General features: G+C 63.9%; 31 protein-coding genes. 5 read left to right on the top strand and 26 right to left on the bottom strand.

Annotated features, from left to right (window positions below; translation table 11 throughout):
* Nucleotides 1–24: 24 nt before the first annotated feature.
* The 9 genes from HLH25_RS08635 to HLH25_RS08600 form a co-directional block, all read right to left on the bottom strand.
* The gene (locus tag HLH25_RS08635; RefSeq protein WP_182973671.1) at nucleotides 25–678 is read right to left on the bottom strand and encodes an HD-GYP domain-containing protein; all 654 of its coding nucleotides are present in this window, start codon (nucleotides 676–678) and stop codon (nucleotides 25–27) included.
* A gap of 46 nt (nucleotides 679–724) precedes the next feature.
* The gene (locus tag HLH25_RS08630) at nucleotides 725–1,111 is read right to left on the bottom strand and encodes a hypothetical protein (RefSeq protein ID WP_182973670.1); all 387 of its coding nucleotides are present in this window, start codon (nucleotides 1,109–1,111) and stop codon (nucleotides 725–727) included.
* Between the two features lie 2 nt (nucleotides 1,112–1,113).
* Nucleotides 1,114–1,407 (bottom strand): DUF2312 domain-containing protein, encoded by a 294-nt coding sequence (locus HLH25_RS08625; protein ID WP_182973669.1) that lies wholly within the window; start codon nucleotides 1,405–1,407, stop codon nucleotides 1,114–1,116.
* 4 nt (nucleotides 1,408–1,411) lie between these two features.
* Nucleotides 1,412–1,861 carry a transcriptional regulator gene (locus HLH25_RS08620; protein ID WP_182973668.1) on the bottom strand — a complete coding sequence of 150 codons (450 nt, stop codon included), beginning with the start codon at nucleotides 1,859–1,861 and terminating at the stop codon, nucleotides 1,412–1,414.
* On the bottom strand, nucleotides 1,858–3,114 hold the full coding sequence (locus HLH25_RS08615; protein WP_246401778.1) for a DUF1173 family protein: 1,257 nt from the start codon (nucleotides 3,112–3,114) through the stop codon (nucleotides 1,858–1,860). The genes HLH25_RS08620 and HLH25_RS08615 overlap by 4 nt, the downstream gene beginning before the upstream one ends.
* A 79-nt stretch (nucleotides 3,115–3,193) precedes the next feature.
* The gene (locus HLH25_RS20755) at nucleotides 3,194–3,727 is read right to left on the bottom strand and encodes a DNA glycosylase AlkZ-like family protein (RefSeq protein WP_408869946.1); all 534 of its coding nucleotides are present in this window, start codon (nucleotides 3,725–3,727) and stop codon (nucleotides 3,194–3,196) included.
* 193 nt (nucleotides 3,728–3,920) lie between these two features.
* Complete coding sequence (locus HLH25_RS08610; protein ID WP_246401749.1) at nucleotides 3,921–5,981, bottom strand: ATP-dependent helicase; 2,061 nt, start codon at nucleotides 5,979–5,981, stop codon at nucleotides 3,921–3,923.
* Entirely contained in the window at nucleotides 5,944–6,981 is a 1,038-nt protein-coding gene (locus HLH25_RS08605) for a hypothetical protein (RefSeq protein ID WP_182973666.1), read from the bottom strand. The genes HLH25_RS08610 and HLH25_RS08605 overlap by 38 nt, the downstream gene beginning before the upstream one ends.
* Nucleotides 6,978–7,946 carry a DUF3991 and toprim domain-containing protein gene (locus tag HLH25_RS08600; RefSeq protein ID WP_182973665.1) on the bottom strand — a complete coding sequence of 323 codons (969 nt, stop codon included), beginning with the start codon at nucleotides 7,944–7,946 and terminating at the stop codon, nucleotides 6,978–6,980. The genes HLH25_RS08605 and HLH25_RS08600 overlap by 4 nt, the downstream gene beginning before the upstream one ends.
* Nucleotides 7,947–8,554: 608 nt before the next feature.
* Between HLH25_RS08600 and HLH25_RS08595 the strand changes: the two genes are divergently transcribed.
* Entirely contained in the window at nucleotides 8,555–8,830 is a 276-nt protein-coding gene (locus tag HLH25_RS08595) for a WGR domain-containing protein (RefSeq protein WP_182973664.1), read from the top strand.
* On the opposite strand, the gene HLH25_RS08590 is transcribed toward HLH25_RS08595, so the two are convergent.
* Together HLH25_RS08590 and HLH25_RS08585 are read right to left on the bottom strand one after the other, a co-directional pair.
* Nucleotides 8,831–9,082 carry a hypothetical protein gene (locus HLH25_RS08590; protein ID WP_182973663.1) on the bottom strand — a complete coding sequence of 84 codons (252 nt, stop codon included), beginning with the start codon at nucleotides 9,080–9,082 and terminating at the stop codon, nucleotides 8,831–8,833.
* Entirely contained in the window at nucleotides 9,079–9,993 is a 915-nt protein-coding gene (locus HLH25_RS08585) for a DNA/RNA non-specific endonuclease (RefSeq protein ID WP_182973662.1), read from the bottom strand. Before HLH25_RS08585 ends, HLH25_RS08590 begins: the two co-directional genes overlap by 4 nt.
* 48 nt (nucleotides 9,994–10,041) lie before the next feature.
* Here HLH25_RS08585 and HLH25_RS08580 point away from each other — a divergent pair, with 48 nt between their 5' ends.
* Complete coding sequence (locus HLH25_RS08580) at nucleotides 10,042–10,554, top strand: hypothetical protein (protein ID WP_182973661.1); 513 nt, start codon at nucleotides 10,042–10,044, stop codon at nucleotides 10,552–10,554.
* Here HLH25_RS08580 and HLH25_RS08575 read toward each other — a convergent pair.
* Together HLH25_RS08575 and ssb are read right to left on the bottom strand one after the other, a co-directional pair.
* On the bottom strand, nucleotides 10,519–10,752 hold the full coding sequence (locus tag HLH25_RS08575; protein WP_182973660.1) for a hypothetical protein: 234 nt from the start codon (nucleotides 10,750–10,752) through the stop codon (nucleotides 10,519–10,521). The two genes, HLH25_RS08580 and HLH25_RS08575, sit on opposite strands and share 36 nt — an antisense overlap.
* Before the next feature lie 75 nt (nucleotides 10,753–10,827).
* Nucleotides 10,828–11,319, bottom strand: a complete 492-nt coding sequence (ssb, locus tag HLH25_RS08570; protein WP_182973659.1) for a single-stranded DNA-binding protein — start codon at nucleotides 11,317–11,319, stop codon at nucleotides 10,828–10,830.
* Between the two features lie 381 nt (nucleotides 11,320–11,700).
* Here ssb and HLH25_RS08565 point away from each other — a divergent pair, with 381 nt between their 5' ends.
* Nucleotides 11,701–12,210 carry a hypothetical protein gene (locus HLH25_RS08565; RefSeq protein WP_182973658.1) on the top strand — a complete coding sequence of 170 codons (510 nt, stop codon included), beginning with the start codon at nucleotides 11,701–11,703 and terminating at the stop codon, nucleotides 12,208–12,210.
* A 43-nt stretch (nucleotides 12,211–12,253) separates the two neighbouring features.
* Here the strand turns inward: HLH25_RS08565 and HLH25_RS08560 are convergent, their stop codons facing one another.
* The 6 genes from HLH25_RS08560 to HLH25_RS08540 form a co-directional block, all read right to left on the bottom strand.
* Nucleotides 12,254–12,772, bottom strand: coding sequence for a hypothetical protein (locus tag HLH25_RS08560; RefSeq protein ID WP_182973657.1), 519 nt, complete (start codon nucleotides 12,770–12,772; stop codon nucleotides 12,254–12,256).
* Nucleotides 12,769–13,167 (bottom strand): hypothetical protein, encoded by a 399-nt coding sequence (locus HLH25_RS08555; protein ID WP_182973656.1) that lies wholly within the window; start codon nucleotides 13,165–13,167, stop codon nucleotides 12,769–12,771. Before HLH25_RS08555 ends, HLH25_RS08560 begins: the two co-directional genes overlap by 4 nt.
* A gap of 27 nt (nucleotides 13,168–13,194) precedes the next feature.
* Nucleotides 13,195–13,704: an N-6 DNA methylase gene (locus HLH25_RS08550; RefSeq protein WP_220791736.1), complete on the bottom strand. Its 510-nt coding sequence runs from the start codon at nucleotides 13,702–13,704 to the stop codon at nucleotides 13,195–13,197.
* 72 nt (nucleotides 13,705–13,776) lie between these two features.
* Nucleotides 13,777–13,977 (bottom strand): hypothetical protein, encoded by a 201-nt coding sequence (locus HLH25_RS19985; protein ID WP_220791735.1) that lies wholly within the window; start codon nucleotides 13,975–13,977, stop codon nucleotides 13,777–13,779.
* A 4-nt stretch (nucleotides 13,978–13,981) separates the two neighbouring features.
* Complete coding sequence (locus HLH25_RS08545; protein WP_182973655.1) at nucleotides 13,982–14,203, bottom strand: hypothetical protein; 222 nt, start codon at nucleotides 14,201–14,203, stop codon at nucleotides 13,982–13,984.
* Nucleotides 14,200–14,379: a hypothetical protein gene (locus HLH25_RS08540; protein WP_182973654.1), complete on the bottom strand. Its 180-nt coding sequence runs from the start codon at nucleotides 14,377–14,379 to the stop codon at nucleotides 14,200–14,202. The genes HLH25_RS08545 and HLH25_RS08540 overlap by 4 nt, the downstream gene beginning before the upstream one ends.
* A gap of 320 nt (nucleotides 14,380–14,699) precedes the next feature.
* Here HLH25_RS08540 and HLH25_RS08535 point away from each other — a divergent pair, with 320 nt between their 5' ends.
* Entirely contained in the window at nucleotides 14,700–15,068 is a 369-nt protein-coding gene (locus HLH25_RS08535) for a hypothetical protein (RefSeq protein ID WP_182973653.1), read from the top strand.
* A gap of 98 nt (nucleotides 15,069–15,166) precedes the next feature.
* Here the strand turns inward: HLH25_RS08535 and HLH25_RS20235 are convergent, their stop codons facing one another.
* The 3 genes from HLH25_RS20235 to HLH25_RS08520 all read right to left on the bottom strand — a co-directional run bounded on the left by HLH25_RS20235 (nucleotide 15,167) and on the right by HLH25_RS08520 (nucleotide 17,432).
* Complete coding sequence (locus tag HLH25_RS20235; RefSeq protein ID WP_246401739.1) at nucleotides 15,167–15,541, bottom strand: hypothetical protein; 375 nt, start codon at nucleotides 15,539–15,541, stop codon at nucleotides 15,167–15,169.
* 13 nt (nucleotides 15,542–15,554) lie between these two features.
* Nucleotides 15,555–16,487, bottom strand: a complete 933-nt coding sequence (locus HLH25_RS08525) for an ArdC family protein (protein ID WP_182973652.1) — start codon at nucleotides 16,485–16,487, stop codon at nucleotides 15,555–15,557.
* Between the two features lie 120 nt (nucleotides 16,488–16,607).
* On the bottom strand, nucleotides 16,608–17,432 hold the full coding sequence (locus tag HLH25_RS08520) for a hypothetical protein (RefSeq protein ID WP_220791734.1): 825 nt from the start codon (nucleotides 17,430–17,432) through the stop codon (nucleotides 16,608–16,610).
* A 3-nt stretch (nucleotides 17,433–17,435) separates the two neighbouring features.
* Between HLH25_RS08520 and HLH25_RS19980 the strand changes: the two genes are divergently transcribed.
* A complete protein-coding gene (locus tag HLH25_RS19980; RefSeq protein WP_220791733.1) occupies nucleotides 17,436–17,627 on the top strand; it encodes a hypothetical protein in 192 nt (63 codons plus the stop codon).
* 42 nt (nucleotides 17,628–17,669) lie between these two features.
* On the opposite strand, the gene HLH25_RS08515 is transcribed toward HLH25_RS19980, so the two are convergent.
* From HLH25_RS08515 to HLH25_RS08500, 4 genes are all read right to left on the bottom strand, one after another.
* Nucleotides 17,670–17,894, bottom strand: coding sequence for a hypothetical protein (locus HLH25_RS08515; RefSeq protein WP_182973650.1), 225 nt, complete (start codon nucleotides 17,892–17,894; stop codon nucleotides 17,670–17,672).
* Between the two features lie 309 nt (nucleotides 17,895–18,203).
* A complete protein-coding gene (locus HLH25_RS08510; RefSeq protein WP_182973649.1) occupies nucleotides 18,204–18,644 on the bottom strand; it encodes a hypothetical protein in 441 nt (146 codons plus the stop codon).
* Between the two features lie 4 nt (nucleotides 18,645–18,648).
* A complete protein-coding gene (locus tag HLH25_RS08505) occupies nucleotides 18,649–18,954 on the bottom strand; it encodes a DUF5983 family protein (RefSeq protein ID WP_182973648.1) in 306 nt (101 codons plus the stop codon).
* A 75-nt stretch (nucleotides 18,955–19,029) separates the two neighbouring features.
* Nucleotides 19,030–19,653, bottom strand: coding sequence for a hypothetical protein (locus HLH25_RS08500; RefSeq protein ID WP_182973647.1), 624 nt, complete (start codon nucleotides 19,651–19,653; stop codon nucleotides 19,030–19,032).
* Nucleotides 19,654–19,719 lie beyond the last annotated feature (66 nt).

Here is a 19,719-nt window from a genome sequence, read left to right as displayed (position 1 = left end):
AGTCCCGGAAGGCTCGCAACACAACTATGTTTCCCTTTCGGCAAGAAGTATGAGCTTCGCCCGCCGTTTCCCGCGCCCCTGGCGCAGCGTTAGCAGCGTATCGAACCGCTCGATCGCGACTGAGACGACGAGCGGATCGAGGCGCGTCCCGCTACGATCGGCGAGGTAATGGCGGACGCGTCCTGGAACCCAGGCTGGCCGATAGACGCGAGGGGACAGCAACGCATCAATGGCGTCAGCGACGGCAATAATCCGCGCCACAAGAGGGATCCTCTGGGCCGTAAGCCCACATGGGTAGCCGCGCCCGTCAAAGTCCTCATGGTGATAAAGCGCGGCATCGAGCACGTCTCGGTGGAGATCGGGACGGACAGCGCTGAGGAACCAGGCTCCATCCACCGGATGCCTGTTCATGATCGTGCGCTCGTCCACCGTGAGCGAACCGGGCTTGTTGAGAATTTCTGGGGGGACGAATATTTTCCCCACGTCATGCATGCAACCGGCCAGCTCAAGGCGATCACCAGGGGTACCTGGCATTAACGGCAGCCCTATCGCACGCGCCAGAATTCCTACCCTCGCCCCGTGACCATCCGGATCGAGATCCGGATGAACGAGAAGCCCGCGCGGCAATAGAAGGCCACTGGCCAGACCAGTCCACAGGCGCGGCGGAAAATCTAACATCGGATCAGGCTACGCCCATCGTTTGTGACTCCGAACCGATCGCCGATCAGCTGGCCAGGCGGAGGAAGGCACCCACCCCCAGAGCGCCGAAACGCAATGCCCTGACCATCAAACGCAGCTGTCGTGCACGCCCACGCTGCGCGCGATCGAGGAACCATCCGGCACTGAGGGAGGCAACAGCGATAAGCAGCCAGATCCAGGGCGGCAGGACCAGCCGGGTCGGCCCAAGTATTGAGAGGGCAAAGCGACCGGGTGCCCCAAACTGGTCCGCAAGAATGTAGCCATCGGACAAATCGCACAGCAGGGCCGCCGCTGCCGCCCATACGAGTCCGCGTCCCCCATGCGGCGGACGTGAAGCGCGGCGGGCGACGGCGTCCGGCAGGGAGATAGACACGGCCGGCGTGAGTTGCTTTACGAGGGCCCGATATTCCATCCCTACATCCCCAGGGCTTGCCGATAGATCGCGAGCAAAGTTTCTTCCGCCTCCACTTCGGCGGGTTGCCGCTTTCGAAGACGGATTATCTGCCGCACGACTTTCACATCGAAGCCTGCTGACTTCGCCTCTACGAAGATATCTCCTATGTCCGCTGTCAGCGCCTTGCGCTCTTCTTCGAGGCGTTCGACACGTTCAATGATCGACCTCAGGCGCTCAACCGCAATACCTCCTGCCGTATTGCTCAAGCGTCCAGACCCAGAGTCTTGTCGCTCCTGCGAACCGTGGGTTCCCATCGTCTCAATCCGTCACATCAGGGCGCGGCAGATCGATGTGACCGTCGCACAGGACGTCGAGCCAGCGCGACGGCCGCGGGCTCAACTCTCCGCCGTTTTCGAGGACTCTTCGTAATTCTGTGCGATGCATGGCCAGACTCTCTGCCAGAAAACGCTCGGACCACCCGATGATAATCAAGGCACGGTTCACGCCGGCGCCGTTCAGGCAAGGCCTGTTTCCGGGCGCCGGAACGGCGGGCGACAGCGGGGAGTAGAACCTCCGGTGCAGGCGGGCGAGATCCGCAATCCAACGGCGGAATGCACGTTCCGCCGGGCTACCATCATGGTCAAGCGTGGTCGATTTTAGCCGCGTGATACGCGCGCGGGAAAAGCCCGAGCGTCGGGAGACCTGGCGCAGCCCCCACCCGATTGCCTCCAAATCGTTCTCCACCGTTTCGAACCCGCGTGCCGTCATTTTGTGGACCGTGCGGCAAGCTGGGAGGCTGGAGGAAAAGGTGGCCAGTGGTCCGCCCGGGTAGCATCCCAGGACCACCACCCGCGGATACCATAGACGGCGTCGTAGTATTGCTGCTTCTCGGCCGCCCTGGCCGCGTAGTCCTCATCGTCCCTGCCAAACACCTCCATGGGCGTCCCGCGAGGATCAACGGTATCGAGCAATTCGAAATCGGGATGGACGACCTGGCGCTCAGCATCGTAGCGAAGCGGCTTCCGAAACCGCCTTCCCTCATGCTGCAATGCCTGCAGCACACGCAATTCGTGGAAACTTGCAACCGGCACGAGAGACGGTGCCGTTTCCATTAATGCAATGCCATCCGCCCACGCTGTAAAGTGCGTGCCGCTCCGTGTGGGCTGGATCCGCGCAGCAACGACGGCGACGACACGGATGGCCCGATCCCGCGGATCCTGGCCGAGGGCCTTCCACGCCCAGGGGAAGCTGCGCGCAAGCCGGCGCTCCGCTTCGACCGGAGCCGAGACATAGAGTCCGTAGTTCCTGACACCGTCAAAGACCACCCGCAGGCGAGGGGGCCGTGGAGGTTGCCCGTCTGCAACCTGCGGCTGATAGCGCGTAATTTGATTCACAAGACCCACCAGGACGATGCGTCGAGTCTGGCCGCATTGCCGAGCCACCTTGGCGAACAGGTGGGGTCCATCTGCGTCCCGATAGCCCACTGTCGCGAAGACATTGGACAGCGCTTCTCGTCCGGCAATTATACCAGCGGCCGCGTCATCGAGCGCTCCACGTACCGTGGGCCACCAGGTACGGCGCCGGCGATCCTCGGGAGACCACGCGTTGAGCCCGCCTTCTTCCCATAGCAAGTGAAGCAGCCCCAGCAGGCTCATGCGTGCCTGCCGGGGCCGCGCCGCTCCGTTCGCTGGTTCTGCGCCTTGGGCGGCGACCGGCTCTGGAGCCGGCTGCCGCACCTCCAGGCCCCCGGCAATCGCGATCCTCAACCGGCCGTCCGGCAATTCGCGTATCACGCCCTGCTGATATCCCGATCGCCCGCTTCGCCGCGCATCGGTCTCGTGAAAGGGGCAACCAGCCTGATGGAGCGTGCCGTCATGGGGCATGCGCGCGAGACAATACCGTCGGACCTGACGTCCGTCGTCGCGACGTATCAGTTCGCGCACAGCGAGCTCGAGACGACGGCCGCCCGCTACGCAATCGCAGATCGGTCGTCTGGGATCACCATGCGCGCTGGAGTGCATACGTTGCCACAACGCTGCGCGCTCTGCGTCCCACGCCCATCCCAGCCGTCCTCGGCGGCCGTCCGGAAACGTCACCCAGTCACTCATGAGAAGCCACGTCAGCGAACACTCGGTCCTGAGCACCGCGGCGGATGTGTGACGCCATGCGTTGCGACACGATACGCCAGTGTCCCCGGCGCGTGCGTCCGAAGCTCTCCTGAACAAGACCAGCACGCTCAAGGGCAGCGAGGGCCGCTTTGACAGCCTCTTGGGTCAGGCCCAGCCAGGTGGCCAAAGTGTCCGGCGTTCCATGCCGGGTCAGCGCGGCGAGGACGAGATCCTGCACGGGGGTCGACGTAACGGGACGTGTTGCGGGCATCCAGGGCACTCGGACGTAGATACTGTGCCCAAGCGCGGCAATTTCGCCGGCTCTCACCATGTCGGCGAGAACGACCGGGAAGGCACCCGCCTCCTCGGCGGAAAGGCCGGCGCGGAGTTCCAGTAAGCCATGAGGGCCGCGATCGAGTGCCCGCCGAACGTGACACATTACTCGGCTATGGACGGCCACCCGCTCGTCATCACCGAGCGCGGCATACGGTCGGGCAGCAACCTGCCGAGGATCCGGCAGCCCCATCATGACACCATCGGGGCGAGCGGAAACAGCATCCGGGATCTGGCCAGTCCGCCGCGCGGGCAACCAATGCACGACATGGCCCGCCGCCGGGCCGAATCGGGTGGGGAATCATCGCGTCTCATGGGTGAGATTGTGCGGCATTCATTTGTAACTCCGCACAACCCACTGATTTTAGGTAATTTAAGTTCTAATTCTAAAACCCAAGTGCCGCATTCTGTTCGGCCGCACTACTGCGGCGGCCGCTACTAAACCGACGATTGTGACCGACCTCACGCAGCCATCCCTCATGCCTGGCAGCCTCTGGCAGCTCATCCACGAAGCAGTTCTGTTCGGCAGGACGCCCATTGCGAAAGGCACACCAGGATATCGAAACCTGTCGCCGGCCGCGGGTCAGGGCCACATACGCCAGGCGTCGCTCTTCATCGGGATCTGAGTTGTTGCGCGACGGGAAAACGGTGTCTTCCCAACCGATCAGAAACACATGCCCGAACTCCAGCCCCTTGGCGCCATGGATCGTCATCAGTTTGACGCGGCCGAAGGTATCCTCGCCGTGACTGGCGGATCCGAGAGATGCGTGGTCGAACAGGTCCTGGGCATCGGCGAACTCCTGAGCGAGCTCCAGCAGTTCGTGCAGGTTTTCGAGAGCAGCACGTCCGTCCTCACCGGCGGCACGATGCATATCGGCGTAGCCGCTGTCCTCAAGCAGGGTCCTGATACGGGGGCTCAAGGAGTTTTCCGAGGCTTCCGCGCGGTCCTCCATCGTCCGGATGAACGAGAGGAACGCCTGCAGGCGTTCCCGGGTCTTGCCGGATGCCGACCCGGCCCAGATCTCGGCCGCCCGGAACAGCGAGACGGCTTCGTCGTCCGCCAGTTGCTCAAGCCGGGCGATCGACTTCGCACCGATGCCACGAGCGGGCTGGTTCACGACCCGACGAAAGGCCTCGTCGGACTGGCGCTCATCCGGGCAGCAGGAAAGACGCAACAACGCGAGCGCGTCCTTGACCACGGCTCGTTGCCAAAACGCGGTGTCGTTGACCAGCTCATAGGGAATTTTCGACCGGAGCAGTTCTTCTTCGACGAGGCGTGACAGGAAGTTGAATCGATAGAGGATCGCCATATCCGAGTAGGGGACACCCTCGAGCGCGCGTCGCCCGATCTCGGCCGCGATCCCCTTTGCCTCCTCGGCGCTTCCCGACCACGACACGATCTCGATTGGCTTCCCGTCGCCGGCGGCCGTGTGGAGTTCTTTCTTCAGCCGGTTGGGGTCCCTGGCAATCACCGCATTGGCGGCCGAGAGGATGTGGCCGGTCGAGCGGAAATTCTCCTCCAGGGCGATCATCCGACCGGTTGGAAATTCCTTGAGGAAGTTGCGAATGATGCGGACATTTGCCCCACGCCAGCCGTAAATGCTCTGCGCGTCGTCGCCGACGCAGAACAGCTCGCCATGGTCACGCGACAGCGCCTTCAGCCAAAGGAACTGGAGCCGGTTGACGTCCTGGAACTCGTCCGCGAGCACCGCATCAAAGCGCGCGGCCCAATCCCGGCGGTATGTCTCGTCCCGAAGCATGGTGATGGTCGGCCACAGCAGCAGATCAGCGAAATCGGCCATATTCGCTTCCCGGAGAAGCGCCTGGTAGGCGGGGTAGACAGCGGCGGCATCGCGCCAGGCCATGATGTCGTCCGGATCGGCGAGCTTTCGGCTGGCGATAAGCCCTTCGGTCGCGGCGGCCGCCACGTCGGGCAGGATCAGTTCCTCCTTCAGCATGGCGATGCGTGCCGTGATCGATTTTACCCGGCGGCGGAAGACCTCACTATCCTCGACCTCGAAAACGCCGGCTGCACAGGCCTTCTCCAGCAAACGACGCACGATCTTCTGGCTGTCCTCGGCATCGCACACATCGAAGCCTTGCCGCAGGCCGGCGATGTCAGGGTCGGTCCGAAGCTGCCGACGGCCATGGGCATGAAAGGTCCCAACCCACTGCGGCGCAACACCGGACCCGAGAGCTTCGACAATCCGCGACTTCATCTCCGCGGCAGCCTTGTTGGTAAATGTGACGGCGAGGATGCGGTTCGCCCGCATCCCGCGCCGCATGATGCGGTCGACGAACCCGGCGACGAGCGTACGCGTCTTGCCTGTTCCGGCGCCGGCCAGCACCACGATCGGCCCCGAGGCGCGGGCCGCGTCACTCTGCGCGCCTGTCAGACCCGCCGACATCTCAACCCCGCCGTGGCGGCATGACAACATCATGTCCATGGAGGATCTCCATATTGTCCGCCTGGGTCGGATCGAGCATGACAGTCTCGCCCGACCGGAGAATCACCTGGACCTCCTGCGTGAAGTCCCACTGCCCGTCGCGATCGAGATGCCCACCAATCACGAGTCCACGCGTTACCTCGCAATCCCTGTGGAACTCGGCGAAACAGTCAGGATAGCTCGGCAGACGATGCAGAACGGCGCATGCGTGCCAGGACCGGACGAGTTCGGCGTTCGACGCCCATGCGGCGCTTGCCTCCACCATTTCCCGCAGCAATGCGGATGCGTCCGGCCTCTCGCCGAACCCGACTGCCGACGGGGAGGTCCCGATGACCGACACGGTCGCCTCACCGCCCGGAATGGTGACAAAACGCCCGGTGGGTCCGATGTCCACGCTGAACAGGACAAACTCCTCCCGGAGATCCCAACCGTGCCGGACGACGATCCCATCGACGACCAGCCCCGTGATCTGCCGGCCATTCACATCGCACCCGACCAGCACCCAGGGAATGGTCCGCCCCAGTTCCGGCTGAAGCTCCAGAAAGGCCACCGATCCGGGATGCGCCTCAAATGCAGCCTGCAGGGCCTCATTCTGCTCAAGGCCCGGAAACAGTGCGTCCATTTCCCGGCGAGTTTGTTCAGAGTCCATGTTCATTCCTCCATCTCTCATAAAGGGCGTGGGTCCGTGGCCTGCGCCATCGGGATCGAGGCGAGCAATCTCCTTTACGGAGCCACACCAACCATTCACGGCGTAAAAGGCGCCCGCGGAATCGTCATCAATGTCGAACAGAAGGAATCGTCCATCGAGGTCCCAGTCCCCGTCGACGACGTCTCCGCCCACCACCAGACCACGTGCGGTGATCTCGATGTTCTCGCACTCGACGGCTACCCAGACCGCCTGCGCCTCGCCGCCAGGCCAGCGTCTCATGATCGAGGCAGCGCGCGGGTGTGCAAGGAAACGCTCCCGCAACACTGCGAACTCCTGTGCAGTCATCATCATGCGGCTGCGGCCGCGCGCTCGGCCACCACACGGCGCAGAACGTCGTTGAAGTCGTTCATGCCCCATGCCGGCAGTTCGCGCGTCCAGGGCACGCCGGCGCCATCCGCCAAGGATGCGAGCCTCGCAGCGTAGCGATCGCCGGCTTTGTCGTTGTCGGTGGCAATGACCAGCCTGGCGCCCGGCTCGCGCGCCATCGCACGCAGATGCGCCCTGAGGGCCTCCTCGGTTTCCGGGCCCATGCCGCCGGCCGTGGACGTGTAGAGCGTGTCCACCGTGCGACCACCATCGAGGGCCGCAAAGGACAGTGCGTCGAGCGCGGCCTCGGTGACGACCAGGCGCCGCACGACCGGAGCACCTCCCGGCATATATCGGAAGAGCGTCTTGACCGTACCCTTCAGGCAGAGATGACGCTCCGGGCCGCGCAGCTCGGCGCCACAAATCTGGCCCTGGGCATCACGGTGACAGAACCACGCGGCATGCAGCCCGTCCCGGACCACGCCGGCGGCCACGGCCCGGCGAACCACCCATTCCGGCAGCGCACGCTCAACGGTCAGATAGGTCCACGCCTGACTACCTGGCGCCAACACCGCGCACCGTTCCCAGCGCGGCGCCGGTGGCGCATCGCATCCACCCTTTGCCTTGCGTTCCCGAACGAAGACCGCGCCTTCGGGCTCGACACCAATCATCTTTCCCAGTTCGGCACAGGCATCCCGCCAGCTGAGCGCCGGTTCCAGGCGGCGGATCAGGTCAAACACGTCGCCCTTTTCGTTGGACCCGGTGTCCCACCAGCCGCGCCCATGGTGATTGACGATGATCGGATAGCCCGTGGCCGCACGATACTTGAGGCAATTGCGGGTGCTCTCGCTGCGATCGAGGGCGTAGCCATGCCGCTCGAGGAGAGCTGCGCAGGGAACACCACTGGCGATGTTCGCCCGGTCATCATCGGAAAGTTCGAAGCGAGCCATTTCGGATCCCTTTCGCAGTCCAGGTGGCGCTCTTCTCGGAGGTGAGCCTCAACACCCGTTTGATTTCAAAGTCAGTATAGGCATTCACCGCATTAATTACAATACAAAACCGCAATCCACTTCATAAAAACCAAATACACACAACGGAATTACCCGCATCGTATCGCGTTTACCGCTTGCACAAAGAAAAAGAAGACGACAGCCTTTCGTTCGACCCGAGCCGGAGGCGACAGGGCGAAAGCGATGCGCAGCGACGCCTTTCGTCCCGACACTTTCAGGACCGCCGCAAACGCAACGCAGGGCAAGATGCCTTCTCAGGGGACCCGTCTGCACGGAGCGCAGCGGAGGAAGATGGGGTGGAAGGCGTCTTGCCCGGAGTGAGGCTTGTGGCACCCACTGCTTCCCGCGCAGCACACGGCAGCATTCCAGGGATCGTCGTCCCTCTCGCCGCCATCCCCGTCTGTGTTTCCATTGCGTCCTCTCCGCAGTCCACGCCTTCCTCGCATCATGGAGGAAGCGTTTGTGACTGCGCGCAGGCGCGATTTCTCTGGTACCCTGAATCGCGACATGATAGGTCCTGGGCCAAACAGTCCGGAGACCAGAGGAGCATGACCCGTAAACGCCGGCCGGCTGCCTCCCAGATAAATCTGTTTCCCGTCAGCGCCCATTTCCGCCGGATCCGGCCCGAGAAGAACGAATGGCGCTTCTATTCCCTGTCGATTCAGCCGGAACTGTTCGGCGGCGCCGTCCTGGTTCGCCAGTGGGGACGGATCGGCACAAGAGGCACGCAACGCCTCGATCTACACCCTGATGAAGGCGCCGCCGTGAACGCGCTGGCCGACCAGGTCGTCATTCGTCGGCGCCGCGGCTATACGCCTGCCTGATCAGACGAACGGGTCGTCGACCGGATGCGCCTTCTCCCCTGGCGGCAGATGGCTCGGCAGGGAGGGTTCGTGCTCCAGACGGGCGACCAGCGCGTCGACGATCGCCTTCAGCGCCTTCGCGTCCTTCAGCCCGGCCTGATCCTTGCCGATGGAAAGGCGTCCATAGAGCGCAACACGCTCCTCGCCATTCTCGATCGTCAGGCCGTCGACCGACAGGCTCCCACCATCATCGACAAAAGGTGTGAAGCTCACTGGCCGCCCTCCAATGTCCGCGCCAATCCGTGCAGCGCCGTTGTTCCCGCCCTCTCCGCGTCGCGAAGCATGCCGGATCGACCGGCACCTTCCCAGCCCGTCCGCCTCGCTCGCGAGCGCGGAGCATAGGGGCTGGCCTCGGGCTGTGGAAGATCCGGAGCCTGCGCCTTCAAGGTGTCCGAAAGACCCGGGAAGGGATCGATCCCGACCTCCTGAATCAACGTTGCTACACTGACGGTCGTGCAGGTTGGAGCATCGTTGTTCTTGCACACATAGACCCCGGTCTTCTCCTCCACCGGGTCATAGATGGCCTTCCAGGTCGAACTCGGCACCAGCACATTGTCGCTCCCGATCGCCTGCTTCTGTCCATGGAAGGCCGGCCCGGTGACGACGTAGATGACGCCATCCCGCCGCACCAGGTCGCGTACGGCCATTTCCACACCGGCCCAGATCCCCTCATTCAGCGCCGGCGTCTGGGGTACGACATTCGCGAGGGAGAATGTCTGCTCCTGCGCGCGCGCATCCGGCGCGTCGCCGGATGGCGTGAGGTGCCCTCGATCGTAGCCGGAGCCCCGATAATCCGACAGCGTCGCCTGATCACCCTCGGGAACGCGGGGTTCGACATGAAAATATCGCGTCACCCGGCCGACCCGTTCCGCCCCTTCCAGGTCTTCTTCCGCCAGCCGTTCAGCGGACCACAATGGTTCGTGGGCAAGCCCGGAATTGAACGACGCGTAAGCCCTATTGCACAGGAGCGTTGTTCGCGGCGCCAACCGGGGATTGACGAGCGCCGGGAGCTTGTTCCCGGCGCCGAACCCGTCGCATTCCCCAGCCAAGGCACTCGTCGCCGTGCACAGGACGGCGGTGCCGGCAAACAAGCCGGCGAGCGCCTGCAAAAATGCACGCAACATACTGTTATCCCTTTACTTTATCGCATTGGCGAGTCTTCTATGCTCTCTATGAGCGATCTGATCAAACGCGACCGGACCGAACGCACCCTGCTCCGCTTTCCGGTCGAGCGTCGGACGACGCCCACTGCAGAGCAGATTCGTAACCTCTTGCCCGAATACGGCACGGTGTACAACCTGCTCGCCCGTCACGGCTTGGGAGCCCCCCCGGAACCCACCGCTGTCGAGGCACAGGGCCGTCGTACCGGCATGAAAATGCTTGGCGACATCACGCTGCATCCGGATCCGCAAACCGCGCGCGAGGAAGTCACCCGTTGGTTTCAACCGCTCGTCGAACGCATGGTCCGTCGCTTCAGCGAGCTGCGCGACCTGACATGGGAAGCCGAACGCCAGACCAGGGACGAGATGTGGAATGAGGCGTATCAGGCCCGGGTGGCAAGCACCACCATGATCGCCTGGCGCACGGGGACCCGGCTGCTTGCCGCGTGGTCGGTGCTGGACGAGGCCCTGATCGCGCATGCGGGCGCATCAATGGGCCACATCGAACAGCAGGCGACGCGCTGAGCGATGGAACGCATGGGCCTCGCGCCGCCACGCGGCGCGGGCCGCGGCGCTGATGGCGGCTTCGGCCGCCTCGTCCACCAGCAGCGCCGCTTCAGCGAATGAACGGCGCGCGGCGCCGATGCGAATGCCGACAGTCGCCGCACGATGGAGCACGGGCGCTGAGAACACAGGATCGAGCCCCGTAGAAAACTGGCACATGGCAATTCTTCCTTTTCCGGATGCGACCGCGTCAGCGGTCCTGCCACCGTGTCCGGCGACACGGCGGCACGGGCTTCAGTCGACGCACGGCGCGAAGGGAATTTCGTCATCGAGCCCGGCGCCGGCGCTGCCGCCACCGAACGCGCTATCGCGGGCCGGTGCGCTACGCGAGGGCCGGTCGTCGAGCCCGTAGCGGCTTTCGTCACTGTGGCTCCCGGCACTGTCCAGCAGCACAAGGTCGCCCCGAAAGCGATCGACCACGATTTCGGTCGTGTAGCGCTCCTGGCCGGACTGATCCGTCCATTTGCGGGTCTGAAGCGCGCCTTCCAGATAGATCTTGCGTCCCTTGCGCAGGAAACGCTCCGCAACGTCGGCAATCCGCTCGTTGAAGATCACGACGCGATGCCACTCGGTCTTCTCGCGGCGCTCGCCGGATGCCTTGTCGGTCCAGCTTTCGCTGGTCGCCAGAGTGACGCTGACGATCTTCGCGCCATTCTGCGCGTTCCGGACCTCGGGATCCTTGCCCAGGTTGCCGACCAGGACCACCTTGTTCACGCTTCCGGCCATCTCTGATTTCCTTCTCGTTTCTCTTCCCGGACGGGGCGGTAGCCGCGTCTCCCTCGGGTGCGGTCGACAGGGACCGGGCGGAAAGCGAGTGTTGATCCCTGAAGGCGTCAGTGGTGCGGAAGCGGCGTGCCGCTTCACGGTGACGCCGGAACCGCAGGCGGCCGCAGGCCGGGGATTAACGGGAGAGCCGCCCGGTCCAGACCGCAGCAACCCGAGGGCGACGCGGCTACAGCCACTGCCTTCCCCACCCCTCCCTTCTCTTTCGTGACTCTCTTTGCTCAATCACGATCTTTTCTTCTGTCCCGCTACATTTTTGTCTGTACATCGCGAATCGACGCCAATAGAATCACGACAGTTTCGACTCACACTGAGGTCATCATCATGGCGATACTTTCGGTCGACGGGGCCTACATTACGCTCGAAGCGCCGTTCCACCCCGAGCTCTCCACCCAGGCTCGCCGATATCGCGGACGATTCGTCGGCAAGGGCAAATGGCGGTTCGAAGCCAAATGGGAATCCGACTTGCGCGCCATGTGCCATATGCTCTTCGGCGTGGACGGCCGGCCGGAGACGGTAGCAGATCAGGTCGACCTCACAGTCGCGGTCGAAGAAAACGGCGGCTCCCCGCTGTTTCGACGCTTCCACGACGATATCTATCTCGGCGGGCGGCAGGTCGCGGGCGTATTGAAGGACCGCTTGATTCCCCGAGCAGGGAAGGGCATTCGGTTCGTGCGAGGCGAGCCTCTCCTCGAGCACAAGGGTCTCCAGTGGTGGCTGTGGATTCCGACCGGCTCGGAGTTCATCATCCGCAGGGTACCGCGGATGGCAGTCCCCTTCATGGAGTCCAAACTGGACGGCCACGGCCGCCTGCTGACCGCACAAGCGGCATAATCCGACACCCGGCCGCATTGTTCTCGGGCCGGGTGCATTGCACCTAGATGAGCGACAATTGCGAAGCCGGTCCGGGCCTCGCTGCGGCAGCATGCAGGTCTCCGTGCTGCGCTTGGCCATGTTTCACCAATAGGCGGGCCAGTTGCTCCCGCTCGGCGCATGCCGTCTCCTGCCTCTCCTGGGCGCGGTACGCCGCAATCAGCCCGGACTCGAGAACGCGAGCCCGGATCTCCCGCTCGACGTCCGACCAGACTGCCGTCGGCTGCCCCCAGCACGGATAACCCGCGATCTGCTCGAGGAACGCGACCCGCCCTGCCGTGCTGGCGAAATGGGTGTGCCAGAAGCCGTGCCGGTCGTAATGCGCGATGAAGCCGAACATGTTCGACAGCCGGTTGTAGAGCGACATTGTCCATCCGGACCTCGGCATGCCCCGCGCAATGAAGGCCAGGATCGCGTCGCCCATCCGCGCCTTCTCGTCGGCACTGTGCCAGCGGGTCGCGGTAAAGCCCCCGGCGGCCAGCGCCGGACGCCGAAGGGCCGGAAACTGAACGCCGACCGTCATGCCGCGATCCTCCCCGCGCACCGGGCCCCGGCCGCACGGCGATAGGCGCCATGGAAGCGGTACACGTCGGGCAGGTCGGGATAGGGCGCGGCGATCGCGTCGTCCCCTCCCTCGTGCAGAAGCCAACGCAAGGCGACGGTCACACGCTTGCCATGCGCCAGAGAGCGGATAACCACGGTGTCGGAGCGGCGGGAGAGGTAGCGGTCCTCCCAGCGCCCGGTGCGCCGGTTGTAGGCACAGGCCATGCACTGGCCATTCAGAAACGCCTCCACGATCCAGGATGCGTAACGCTCCCTGGGCGCCGGCAGGCGGAAGATTGTGCCGACCGCAACGCAGCCGACGCGCAGCGGGTTATCGCCCCCCTGAAAGGGGGAGGCGTAATATTGGCGGATCATGGCATTTCTCCAGCGCTTCGGCGCGGTTCAGAACAGGGAAAGTTGCAGCAGCGGGCGCTCGGCGGGCACTGGCTGGGTGGGCACACCTGGCGTCGCCACGGGGGCGACCGGGACTGAAGCCTCAGGCGCAGCAGCAGCACTTGCGGCCAGCTTGCGCGACCACCCGCCGAGAATATGTGCCGGCGTGAACCAGTATTCGCGGGTCTCCAGCGTCAGCGAATTGCCAACGATCACGGTCGCCGGGATATGCAGCAGCGAGAACTGGACGAACGCCATGTGCGCTGCGCGGGGATCCACGTCGATCGCGGTGACGTGCATGTGTTGCTGGTAATTGATCCCGGCGTCCCGCAACGCCTCGGCAAGGGCGATAACCATGGCGCCGGCACCGCAGGCCGGCTCCTGCACCGTGACAAATCCGGATTGCTCGATGATTCCCCGGGCCTCCCCGCCATCGCCGATAAGAACTCCCGCCATGAGGCGGCACACCTCGAATGGCGTGAAGAACTGGCCCCGATGCGCATTGTGCAGTTCCAGCATCCCGAAGACGGCGCCGAGAATGTCGGTCGGGCTTTCCTCCAGCGCGAGGGCAACCTCCGCGAGGACCTGGGGCTAGGTCTCGATCGTCTGCCGGTCATAGCGGCCGACGATCTTCAGATACCGGGCTTCCCGCTCCTCGCGCTGCGTCAGGTCGACGGCATTCGCCATGGAAATCGCCATCGCCTCCATACAGTCGGAGAACGTCGTGTAGAGGTCGTGCCGATACCGGGCCGCTTCGAGCAGCTTCGCGATCGTCTTGATCCGGCCGGACATCGGTTCAAACCTGCCGCTCGTGCCGCCGCGCCTCGCGCAGCGCGATCCGCCAGGCCGCAAACCATTCCACCAGGTCGCCGCCGTCGATCGGCTCATCGGCGTCGAAGGACTCGGCCTGATAGGCAAGAGCCTCGTCGACCAGCGCATCCACTGTCTCGGTGCAGGAATTGGGAGACGCCGTGATGGCGCCCCCCGATCCGTCGTGGGCTTCGGCGTGTCCGCTCATCGGGCCGCGACCTGAACCGGGTGCCGGTGATCGAGATCTGACGGAATCCCGGCGAGAAAGGCCGGCGCGGCGATGATCAGCCATGCGGTCAATGCGATCACAACGCTGCTACCGATCAGCGCAATGGCTTCGAACGTATCGGTCAGACGTGTCGGGGTTTTGCGATGGTCTGCCATGAGGGCGCTCCTGCGGCTCGGATGGAAAGGCATCGGGAGCCGAAGACAGGGCAGACAGCGCTGACCCCTCTTTCTTCTTCTCCTCGATGCTTTCCGCGCCTCATGGGGTGGCGGCCGGTGCAAGGGCGGCGCTTGCGCCGGGAGCCTGCGACGAACCCTTGCACCGGCCGCCACCCCATGAGAGCGACCTGCCCTCTTCCTTAATTTCTTTCCTCTCTTCTTCTCTCCTCGTCTGGCAGCTCCGACGGCACGTGCGACACGCTTGGTGTGAAATCGACGCCCAGGAGACTATAACGAGCAGTGCGGAATTGGAGTGATCGATGAAGTTAATCATTTTTTCTGGGCTGATTTTGGGTCTGTCCTCAGCCCACGCACAAACCCGCTCGGATGCGTTTCCGAGTTGCAATCTTGGGGAGCAACACTCTTTGGTGGGGGAGTTGGGCGGGACGATCAAAGATCCGGGGCAAGCCCATATTTCCATGCGGGCCAATATCCTGCAGGCGGATATCAGCACTGCGCGCAAGGCGCGCCGGCTGAGTCAGCCCACTGCGGACCGGCTATGGAAAGATGTGCAACGGGTCCGTGCGAACACGGATGCTTTTGCGCAGAAACAGGGTTTTCTCAGCGCCGCCGAGCGGGCCTCTTACGAGCGCAAACTGGACGCCGTTGCGGCGCAAATCTGCCGCTGACCCCACCCATGTAGCGACCCGTTGCAGCATGCAGCACCGAGAAGGCAGCTTAATGCTCACTCCTACTGGAACCCTCATCCTCCAGTCGGGTGAGCATGTCAGGTTCTCTCCTCTCTTCTTCTCTCCTCGTCTTCGATACTGCTGGCATCGAAATAGGCGGGGCGTCTTGCGAGTTCGTCTGCCTCCAGCTGATCAGCGAACAGCGGCACCGCGCGATCGAGACGGCGCCGCAGATTGCGCCGCCGTGCGGCGGCTTTCCTTTCGCCGCTCCAGCGCCTGGGGGCATCCAGCAGGGGGGACCAGCCATGGCACCACCCGAGGCCAGGCCGCACCGCCGGCGCATGCGTAGCCCGGACCGCCTCGCTATCGCCTGCCGCCAGGAGCGTGCAGGCCCAGCGCGTCCGTCCGTCGTCGAGTGTCGGGATATCGGGCGGGGGTACCGTGCAGGGATTACCCCAGAACACGGTGATCACGGCGCGCATCTTCCTATGCCGCCAGTTGATCGGGACCGGTCTGGTCGACCGTGGCGTCCTCGAAGGCCAGAATATAATCTGCCGCTTGCGTGGCGAGCCGCGCGGCCTTGAAAATCGCGCGTTTGTCGTCGCGGAGCATATCGATCCACGCGCCAATGTAATCAGCGTGGCGCACCGACGGCTGGATGCTCAGTTCCGCAAGAACAAAAGCTGCTGTCAGCTCGGCTACGATCTCCTCGCCCATATAGGCATGGGTGCCGAAACTTCCCGTCTGGTCTCTGTTAAGGCGTTTTACATGGCCGCTCCAATGCCCGGTCTCGTGCATGACGGTTCGATACCAATTGATCTGGTCGAAGTACGCAAATCGCGGAGGAACCTGTATGTAATCCAGGGCAGGCATATAGAAAGCCTTGTCACCTCCAATACGCAGATCCGCTCCCGTCGCGCAGATCAGACGCTCCGCTCGCGGCACAATGTCACCATCGGCCTGAGGTGAAGGCGCCGCCGTCATCTCGATGGGCAAACCGTCGCACTGATCGATGTTGAACACCGTGAACCGTTTAAGGAAGGGCACCGCCCGCGGCTCGGCTTCCAGCTTTTGCCCTTCAGGCACGAAGGTGTTCGCGAAGAATACCGTCGTGCCTTTCTCTCCCTTGCGAACATTCCCGCCGGCGGCCAATGCCTGGCGAAACGTCAGCCAGCGCTGAGTTGCGAACCCGCACTGCTGGAGACTGCCCCAGAGCAACAGAACGTTAATCCCGGAATAACGACGTCCTGTGGTGGCGTTGCGTGGCACCGAGGGCGCCGCCACAGTATTCGACCACGGCTGGACCCACGGCAGGCGCCCATTCTCGAGTTCAGCGACGATCCGGTCCGTGACCTCCTGGTAAATGTCGGCGCGTTCACCCGAAGAGCGTACGGCAGAGGCTTTGGCCCTGGTTGCCATGTTACGGATTCCTTCTTCTTCTGGCTGCCTCGGGCGCGGCCGTCTGCCTGCGACGCCGAAGCGATTTGTGTCCAAAATGGCTCGACTGCGGGTGGGCCGCGTGTGGCGGACCCATCCACCTCAAAGGCGTTCGAGCATGGTGGCGAAATCGAGCTGAAGCGCGACCCGTCCGACCTGAAGCACCTTCAGCATCCGGTGGTACGCAGCGCATCGCCGCACCGCGCCGAGGCGCCTGGCCCCTGTCGGCGTGTCCAGCACGTCCCATGCGTGGGTCCAGTCCATGACGCCGGCGCCATTTCTTCGGCCGATCAACGCAAACTGGGCGCGCCCGCTGACCGGCATTTTCACCAGGATGCCTCCATGCTCATGAGGCAGGTCGCCGAGGCGATGGATGCGGGCAGACAGGCCTGCTTCCTGCAAGGCGGCAAGCATGTTCCTGATCGAGCGCGGATCTTGCAGAACCCAGGTCGGAACCGGCACCGGCCGATTGCGAACGGCCGGATCCGGATCGAAATCCTCTTCGCGGGGCCGGCGGAAGCAGGACGGTGAGGCGAGGTCGCTTCCCCACAGATCCGCCATCGAGGGGGGACTGTTGTGAGCCCGATACCACGCTGCCTCCGCGAGCACCCACGCGCGCTTTGCCTGGCCAAGCGCGATGCGGCCGGCCAGGTGCGCGAACTGAGCCTCCAGCTCAAGCCGGCGATGAAAATCGCCGTCACGCGGGATATCGGCAATCGCGCGGGCAATCCCCTCCAGTTGAGCGCGGTTGTCGTCCCGCGTCTTCGGCTCCCAGGTGAAGACCAGCTTGCCAAAGCGCTGCGCCCGCTGCTCCGCGCGCACCTCTTCCCGGCTCTGCAGAATCTCGACGCGCGTGACGTCGGCCCGGCGAAGCGGCCCTTCCACCCGGTGACCCATCGGGGCAGCGGGATCGCGGATAATCAGCATGCGATGTCCGCCGAAGATCTGAAGCTCACCCTCGACGGGATGTCCGCTCGCAAGCGTCACGCGGAGGCGGCAACCGTGCTCGCACCCAGAAAATGGGCCTGGCGCGCGCGCCTTCGGCCCGTGGGCTTCTGCGCACCGCGGATCGGTCGTCATGGCGGGAAATCCTGTGTTGATACGAAAAAAGGCGCCCATTGACGGGCGCCTGAAGAGTGCGACGAGAAGTGAGGTCTCTGCCGGCTACGCGCTTCTGACGACCGCGCGCGTGGCCGTCGCGTAGCAGACCCGACCGTCCAGACTGTATCGTCTGCGACGGATCTTGATGCAGACCGTCTGGCTCGAACTGCCGGCAAAACAGAACCGCTCCCCGACCGCCAGATCCTCAAAGATCATCGCTTCGGAACCGAACCGTCGTGCTGCCGCCCGCGCGGCGTTCAGGTCGGGATCGCTCGTATTCCGCGTCATTTCTGCCTCTCTCAAGTCTGTTTTCGACCTGATCGGCAGCCTCATGGGGCGGGGGACGGTGCAAGGGCGGCGCTTGCGCCGGGAGCCTGCGACGAACCCTTGCAGCGTTCCCCGCCCCATGAGAGCGGTCTCCCCTCCCCTTCTCTCTCTTTTCCTCTCTCCTCGTTCTCTTCTCCCGTTCCGACGTCCCCGGCGCCTTGCCATTGCCCGCGACATCGGAGGATTTGTGTCCAAAATGGCTCGCGGAGTCTGGGCGATCAGATCGCGCGGGAGCCCGTTTTGCGAGCCGCTATCCGAAGGACGGCACGATCAGCTCGATCCGTCTCGCTCCGTCGCGCGCATTCGTCCTGTCTGGACGCTGGCCCAATGGTTCAGGTCGATCCTCTCCACGATTGCGCCCGTCGCCAGGTCGACGATGCAGGCGCCGCCGCCATAGCCGTCCAACCGGGGCTTGCTGCAATCGAACGACCATATGAGCGTCCACAGACCTGGCTCGGTCAGACCGCGTTCTGCGCAATCCTGGACGAAGGCAACGACGTTATCGGGCGAGCCTGCACGGCTGTGGAGCCAAACGACCGGCCTTCCGGCTGCATCAAGATGGTCATACGCCGCCTCGAAACCCTCAGGGTTCGGATTGCCATGGGCCTCTCCGGCTTTGCGCCGCCCCTCCAGGGCGAGCAAAGCCTCATGCGCAGCGCTCTCGCTTGTCATTGGGAGGCGCGCTGAGAATCTTGTGAAATATTCGGCCATTCTCTTAATCCTCATCGAACCATGGCAACGCTTCGTCCCGCGGGCCATCCGCGTCGAGCAGCACGTAATCGCAGTCCAGCTCGCGGGCGCGCGAGAACACGGCGTTCAGTGCCCCACTCCCTGTCCAGCAGATGGAGGCTCCATCCTCTGGGACGTGCACAAACCATCCATAGGGCCCGGCAAAAGCACTGAACGAGAGCGCCTCAATTGCTGAGGACACCATGAGCACGCGATCAGACACAGGCAGATGGCCGGTGCTCAAGTCGAGGAATTTGCGCACCCCACGCGGGATGGATTCTGCTTTCGGCATGGTTCTCTCCGCCTATCCGGTATTTTCGTTGCGGCAGCGGGGCGGAACATCACGGCCCCGCTGCATTCCGTTTCTTCAGGCCGCGGCTGAGGTCGGCGACAGCCGGCCGGCCAACAGTTCAGCGGCCACATCGAACGGATGGACGCGAGCGGCATAGCGGTCGCCCAGCGGCACCTCATGCACGATGGAAAACAGGCTCTGCCAACTGTCGGTGCGGCGCTGCACGCGCGCGTTGACCGCCCGCAGATAACCATAGAGGCCGATGGATCCATCGGCGGGCGAGGTAAAATCGTCCGGCTCTTCAGCAGGCCAGAATGGGTCCTGCCCATCCATCTGGAATGGTGCGAGGCGGCTTCCCCACATGCGGACGCCGGGCCCGTCGACGTGCCGGACAGGGCACTCGATCTCGGTGTGGATCCAGTCCGCATCGTGGAACTGGCCGGCACGATCGGCAACATCGAACCCCCGTGGCTTCCGTTCACCACGAGCCATCTGAACAGAGACCAGAAAGGAGACGCGCGGTGCTGCAGTGAAGACTGAGGCGCCGAAGGCGCGCGCCTGTTCGGCAATTTCCGGCACCGTACGAGCTTCGATGCAGACCGAGGGAACCACTTTCTGGCCGTACTCGATCTGAGTGCCGGTCAGCGACTTTCTTTCGTAGCGGCGGGCGGGGTGAGCGGAGAGGATGATTGTCGGCATGCTGTATCTCCAGATACGAAAAAGGCCGCCTCACGGGCGGCCTTGATGCAGTGTTTTGGGATCGCC

This window comes from Gluconacetobacter dulcium (assembly GCF_014174165.1).
In the GTDB taxonomy this organism is placed as follows: Bacteria; Pseudomonadota; Alphaproteobacteria; order Acetobacterales; family Acetobacteraceae; genus Gluconacetobacter; species Gluconacetobacter dulcium.
This window is presented reverse-complemented; position numbering and strand designations above follow the sequence as displayed.

What these genes read in the sequence shown, in the direction of transcription:
- HLH25_RS08575 (WP_182973660.1), bottom strand. Translation starts at nt 10,752, where the DNA reads ATGTGCCAGTTTTCTACGGGGCTCGATCCTGTGTTCTCAGCGCCCGTG.
- HLH25_RS08545 (WP_182973655.1), bottom strand. Translation starts at nt 14,203, where the DNA reads ATGAGCGGACACGCCGAAGCCCACGACGGATCGGGGGGCGCCATCACG.
- HLH25_RS19985 (WP_220791735.1), bottom strand. Translation starts at nt 13,977, where the DNA reads ATGTCCGGCCGGATCAAGACGATCGCGAAGCTGCTCGAAGCGGCCCGG.
- HLH25_RS08515 (WP_182973650.1), bottom strand. Translation starts at nt 17,894, where the DNA reads ATGACGCGGAATACGAGCGATCCCGACCTGAACGCCGCGCGGGCGGCA.
- ssb (WP_182973659.1), bottom strand. Translation starts at nt 11,319, where the DNA reads ATGGCCGGAAGCGTGAACAAGGTGGTCCTGGTCGGCAACCTGGGCAAG.
- HLH25_RS08550 (WP_220791736.1), bottom strand. Translation starts at nt 13,704, where the DNA reads ATGCTGGAACTGCACAATGCGCATCGGGGCCAGTTCTTCACGCCATTC.
- HLH25_RS08630 (WP_182973670.1), bottom strand. Translation starts at nt 1,111, where the DNA reads ATGGAATATCGGGCCCTCGTAAAGCAACTCACGCCGGCCGTGTCTATC.
- HLH25_RS08525 (WP_182973652.1), bottom strand. Translation starts at nt 16,487, where the DNA reads ATGGCAACCAGGGCCAAAGCCTCTGCCGTACGCTCTTCGGGTGAACGC.
- HLH25_RS08595 (WP_182973664.1), top strand. Translation starts at nt 8,555, where the DNA reads ATGACCCGTAAACGCCGGCCGGCTGCCTCCCAGATAAATCTGTTTCCC.
- HLH25_RS08540 (WP_182973654.1), bottom strand. Translation starts at nt 14,379, where the DNA reads ATGGCAGACCATCGCAAAACCCCGACACGTCTGACCGATACGTTCGAA.
- HLH25_RS20755 (WP_408869946.1), bottom strand. Translation starts at nt 3,727, where the DNA reads ATGGGGCTGCCGGATCCTCGGCAGGTTGCTGCCCGACCGTATGCCGCG.
- HLH25_RS08615 (WP_246401778.1), bottom strand. Translation starts at nt 3,114, where the DNA reads ATGCACTCCAGCGCGCATGGTGATCCCAGACGACCGATCTGCGATTGC.
- HLH25_RS08620 (WP_182973668.1), bottom strand. Translation starts at nt 1,861, where the DNA reads ATGACGGCACGCGGGTTCGAAACGGTGGAGAACGATTTGGAGGCAATC.
- HLH25_RS08500 (WP_182973647.1), bottom strand. Translation starts at nt 19,653, where the DNA reads ATGCCGACAATCATCCTCTCCGCTCACCCCGCCCGCCGCTACGAAAGA.
- HLH25_RS08610 (WP_246401749.1), bottom strand. Translation starts at nt 5,981, where the DNA reads ATGGACATGATGTTGTCATGCCGCCACGGCGGGGTTGAGATGTCGGCG.
- HLH25_RS08560 (WP_182973657.1), bottom strand. Translation starts at nt 12,772, where the DNA reads ATGACGGTCGGCGTTCAGTTTCCGGCCCTTCGGCGTCCGGCGCTGGCC.
- HLH25_RS08535 (WP_182973653.1), top strand. Translation starts at nt 14,700, where the DNA reads ATGAAGTTAATCATTTTTTCTGGGCTGATTTTGGGTCTGTCCTCAGCC.
- HLH25_RS08505 (WP_182973648.1), bottom strand. Translation starts at nt 18,954, where the DNA reads ATGCCGAAAGCAGAATCCATCCCGCGTGGGGTGCGCAAATTCCTCGAC.
- HLH25_RS08605 (WP_182973666.1), bottom strand. Translation starts at nt 6,981, where the DNA reads ATGATGATGACTGCACAGGAGTTCGCAGTGTTGCGGGAGCGTTTCCTT.
- HLH25_RS08580 (WP_182973661.1), top strand. Translation starts at nt 10,042, where the DNA reads ATGAGCGATCTGATCAAACGCGACCGGACCGAACGCACCCTGCTCCGC.
- HLH25_RS08555 (WP_182973656.1), bottom strand. Translation starts at nt 13,167, where the DNA reads ATGATCCGCCAATATTACGCCTCCCCCTTTCAGGGGGGCGATAACCCG.
- HLH25_RS08600 (WP_182973665.1), bottom strand. Translation starts at nt 7,946, where the DNA reads ATGGCTCGCTTCGAACTTTCCGATGATGACCGGGCGAACATCGCCAGT.
- HLH25_RS08520 (WP_220791734.1), bottom strand. Translation starts at nt 17,432, where the DNA reads ATGCTGATTATCCGCGATCCCGCTGCCCCGATGGGTCACCGGGTGGAA.
- HLH25_RS19980 (WP_220791733.1), top strand. Translation starts at nt 17,436, where the DNA reads ATGTCCGCCGAAGATCTGAAGCTCACCCTCGACGGGATGTCCGCTCGC.
- HLH25_RS08565 (WP_182973658.1), top strand. Translation starts at nt 11,701, where the DNA reads ATGGCGATACTTTCGGTCGACGGGGCCTACATTACGCTCGAAGCGCCG.
- HLH25_RS08510 (WP_182973649.1), bottom strand. Translation starts at nt 18,644, where the DNA reads ATGGCCGAATATTTCACAAGATTCTCAGCGCGCCTCCCAATGACAAGC.
- HLH25_RS08585 (WP_182973662.1), bottom strand. Translation starts at nt 9,993, where the DNA reads ATGTTGCGTGCATTTTTGCAGGCGCTCGCCGGCTTGTTTGCCGGCACC.
- HLH25_RS08635 (WP_182973671.1), bottom strand. Translation starts at nt 678, where the DNA reads ATGTTAGATTTTCCGCCGCGCCTGTGGACTGGTCTGGCCAGTGGCCTT.
- HLH25_RS08625 (WP_182973669.1), bottom strand. Translation starts at nt 1,407, where the DNA reads ATGGGAACCCACGGTTCGCAGGAGCGACAAGACTCTGGGTCTGGACGC.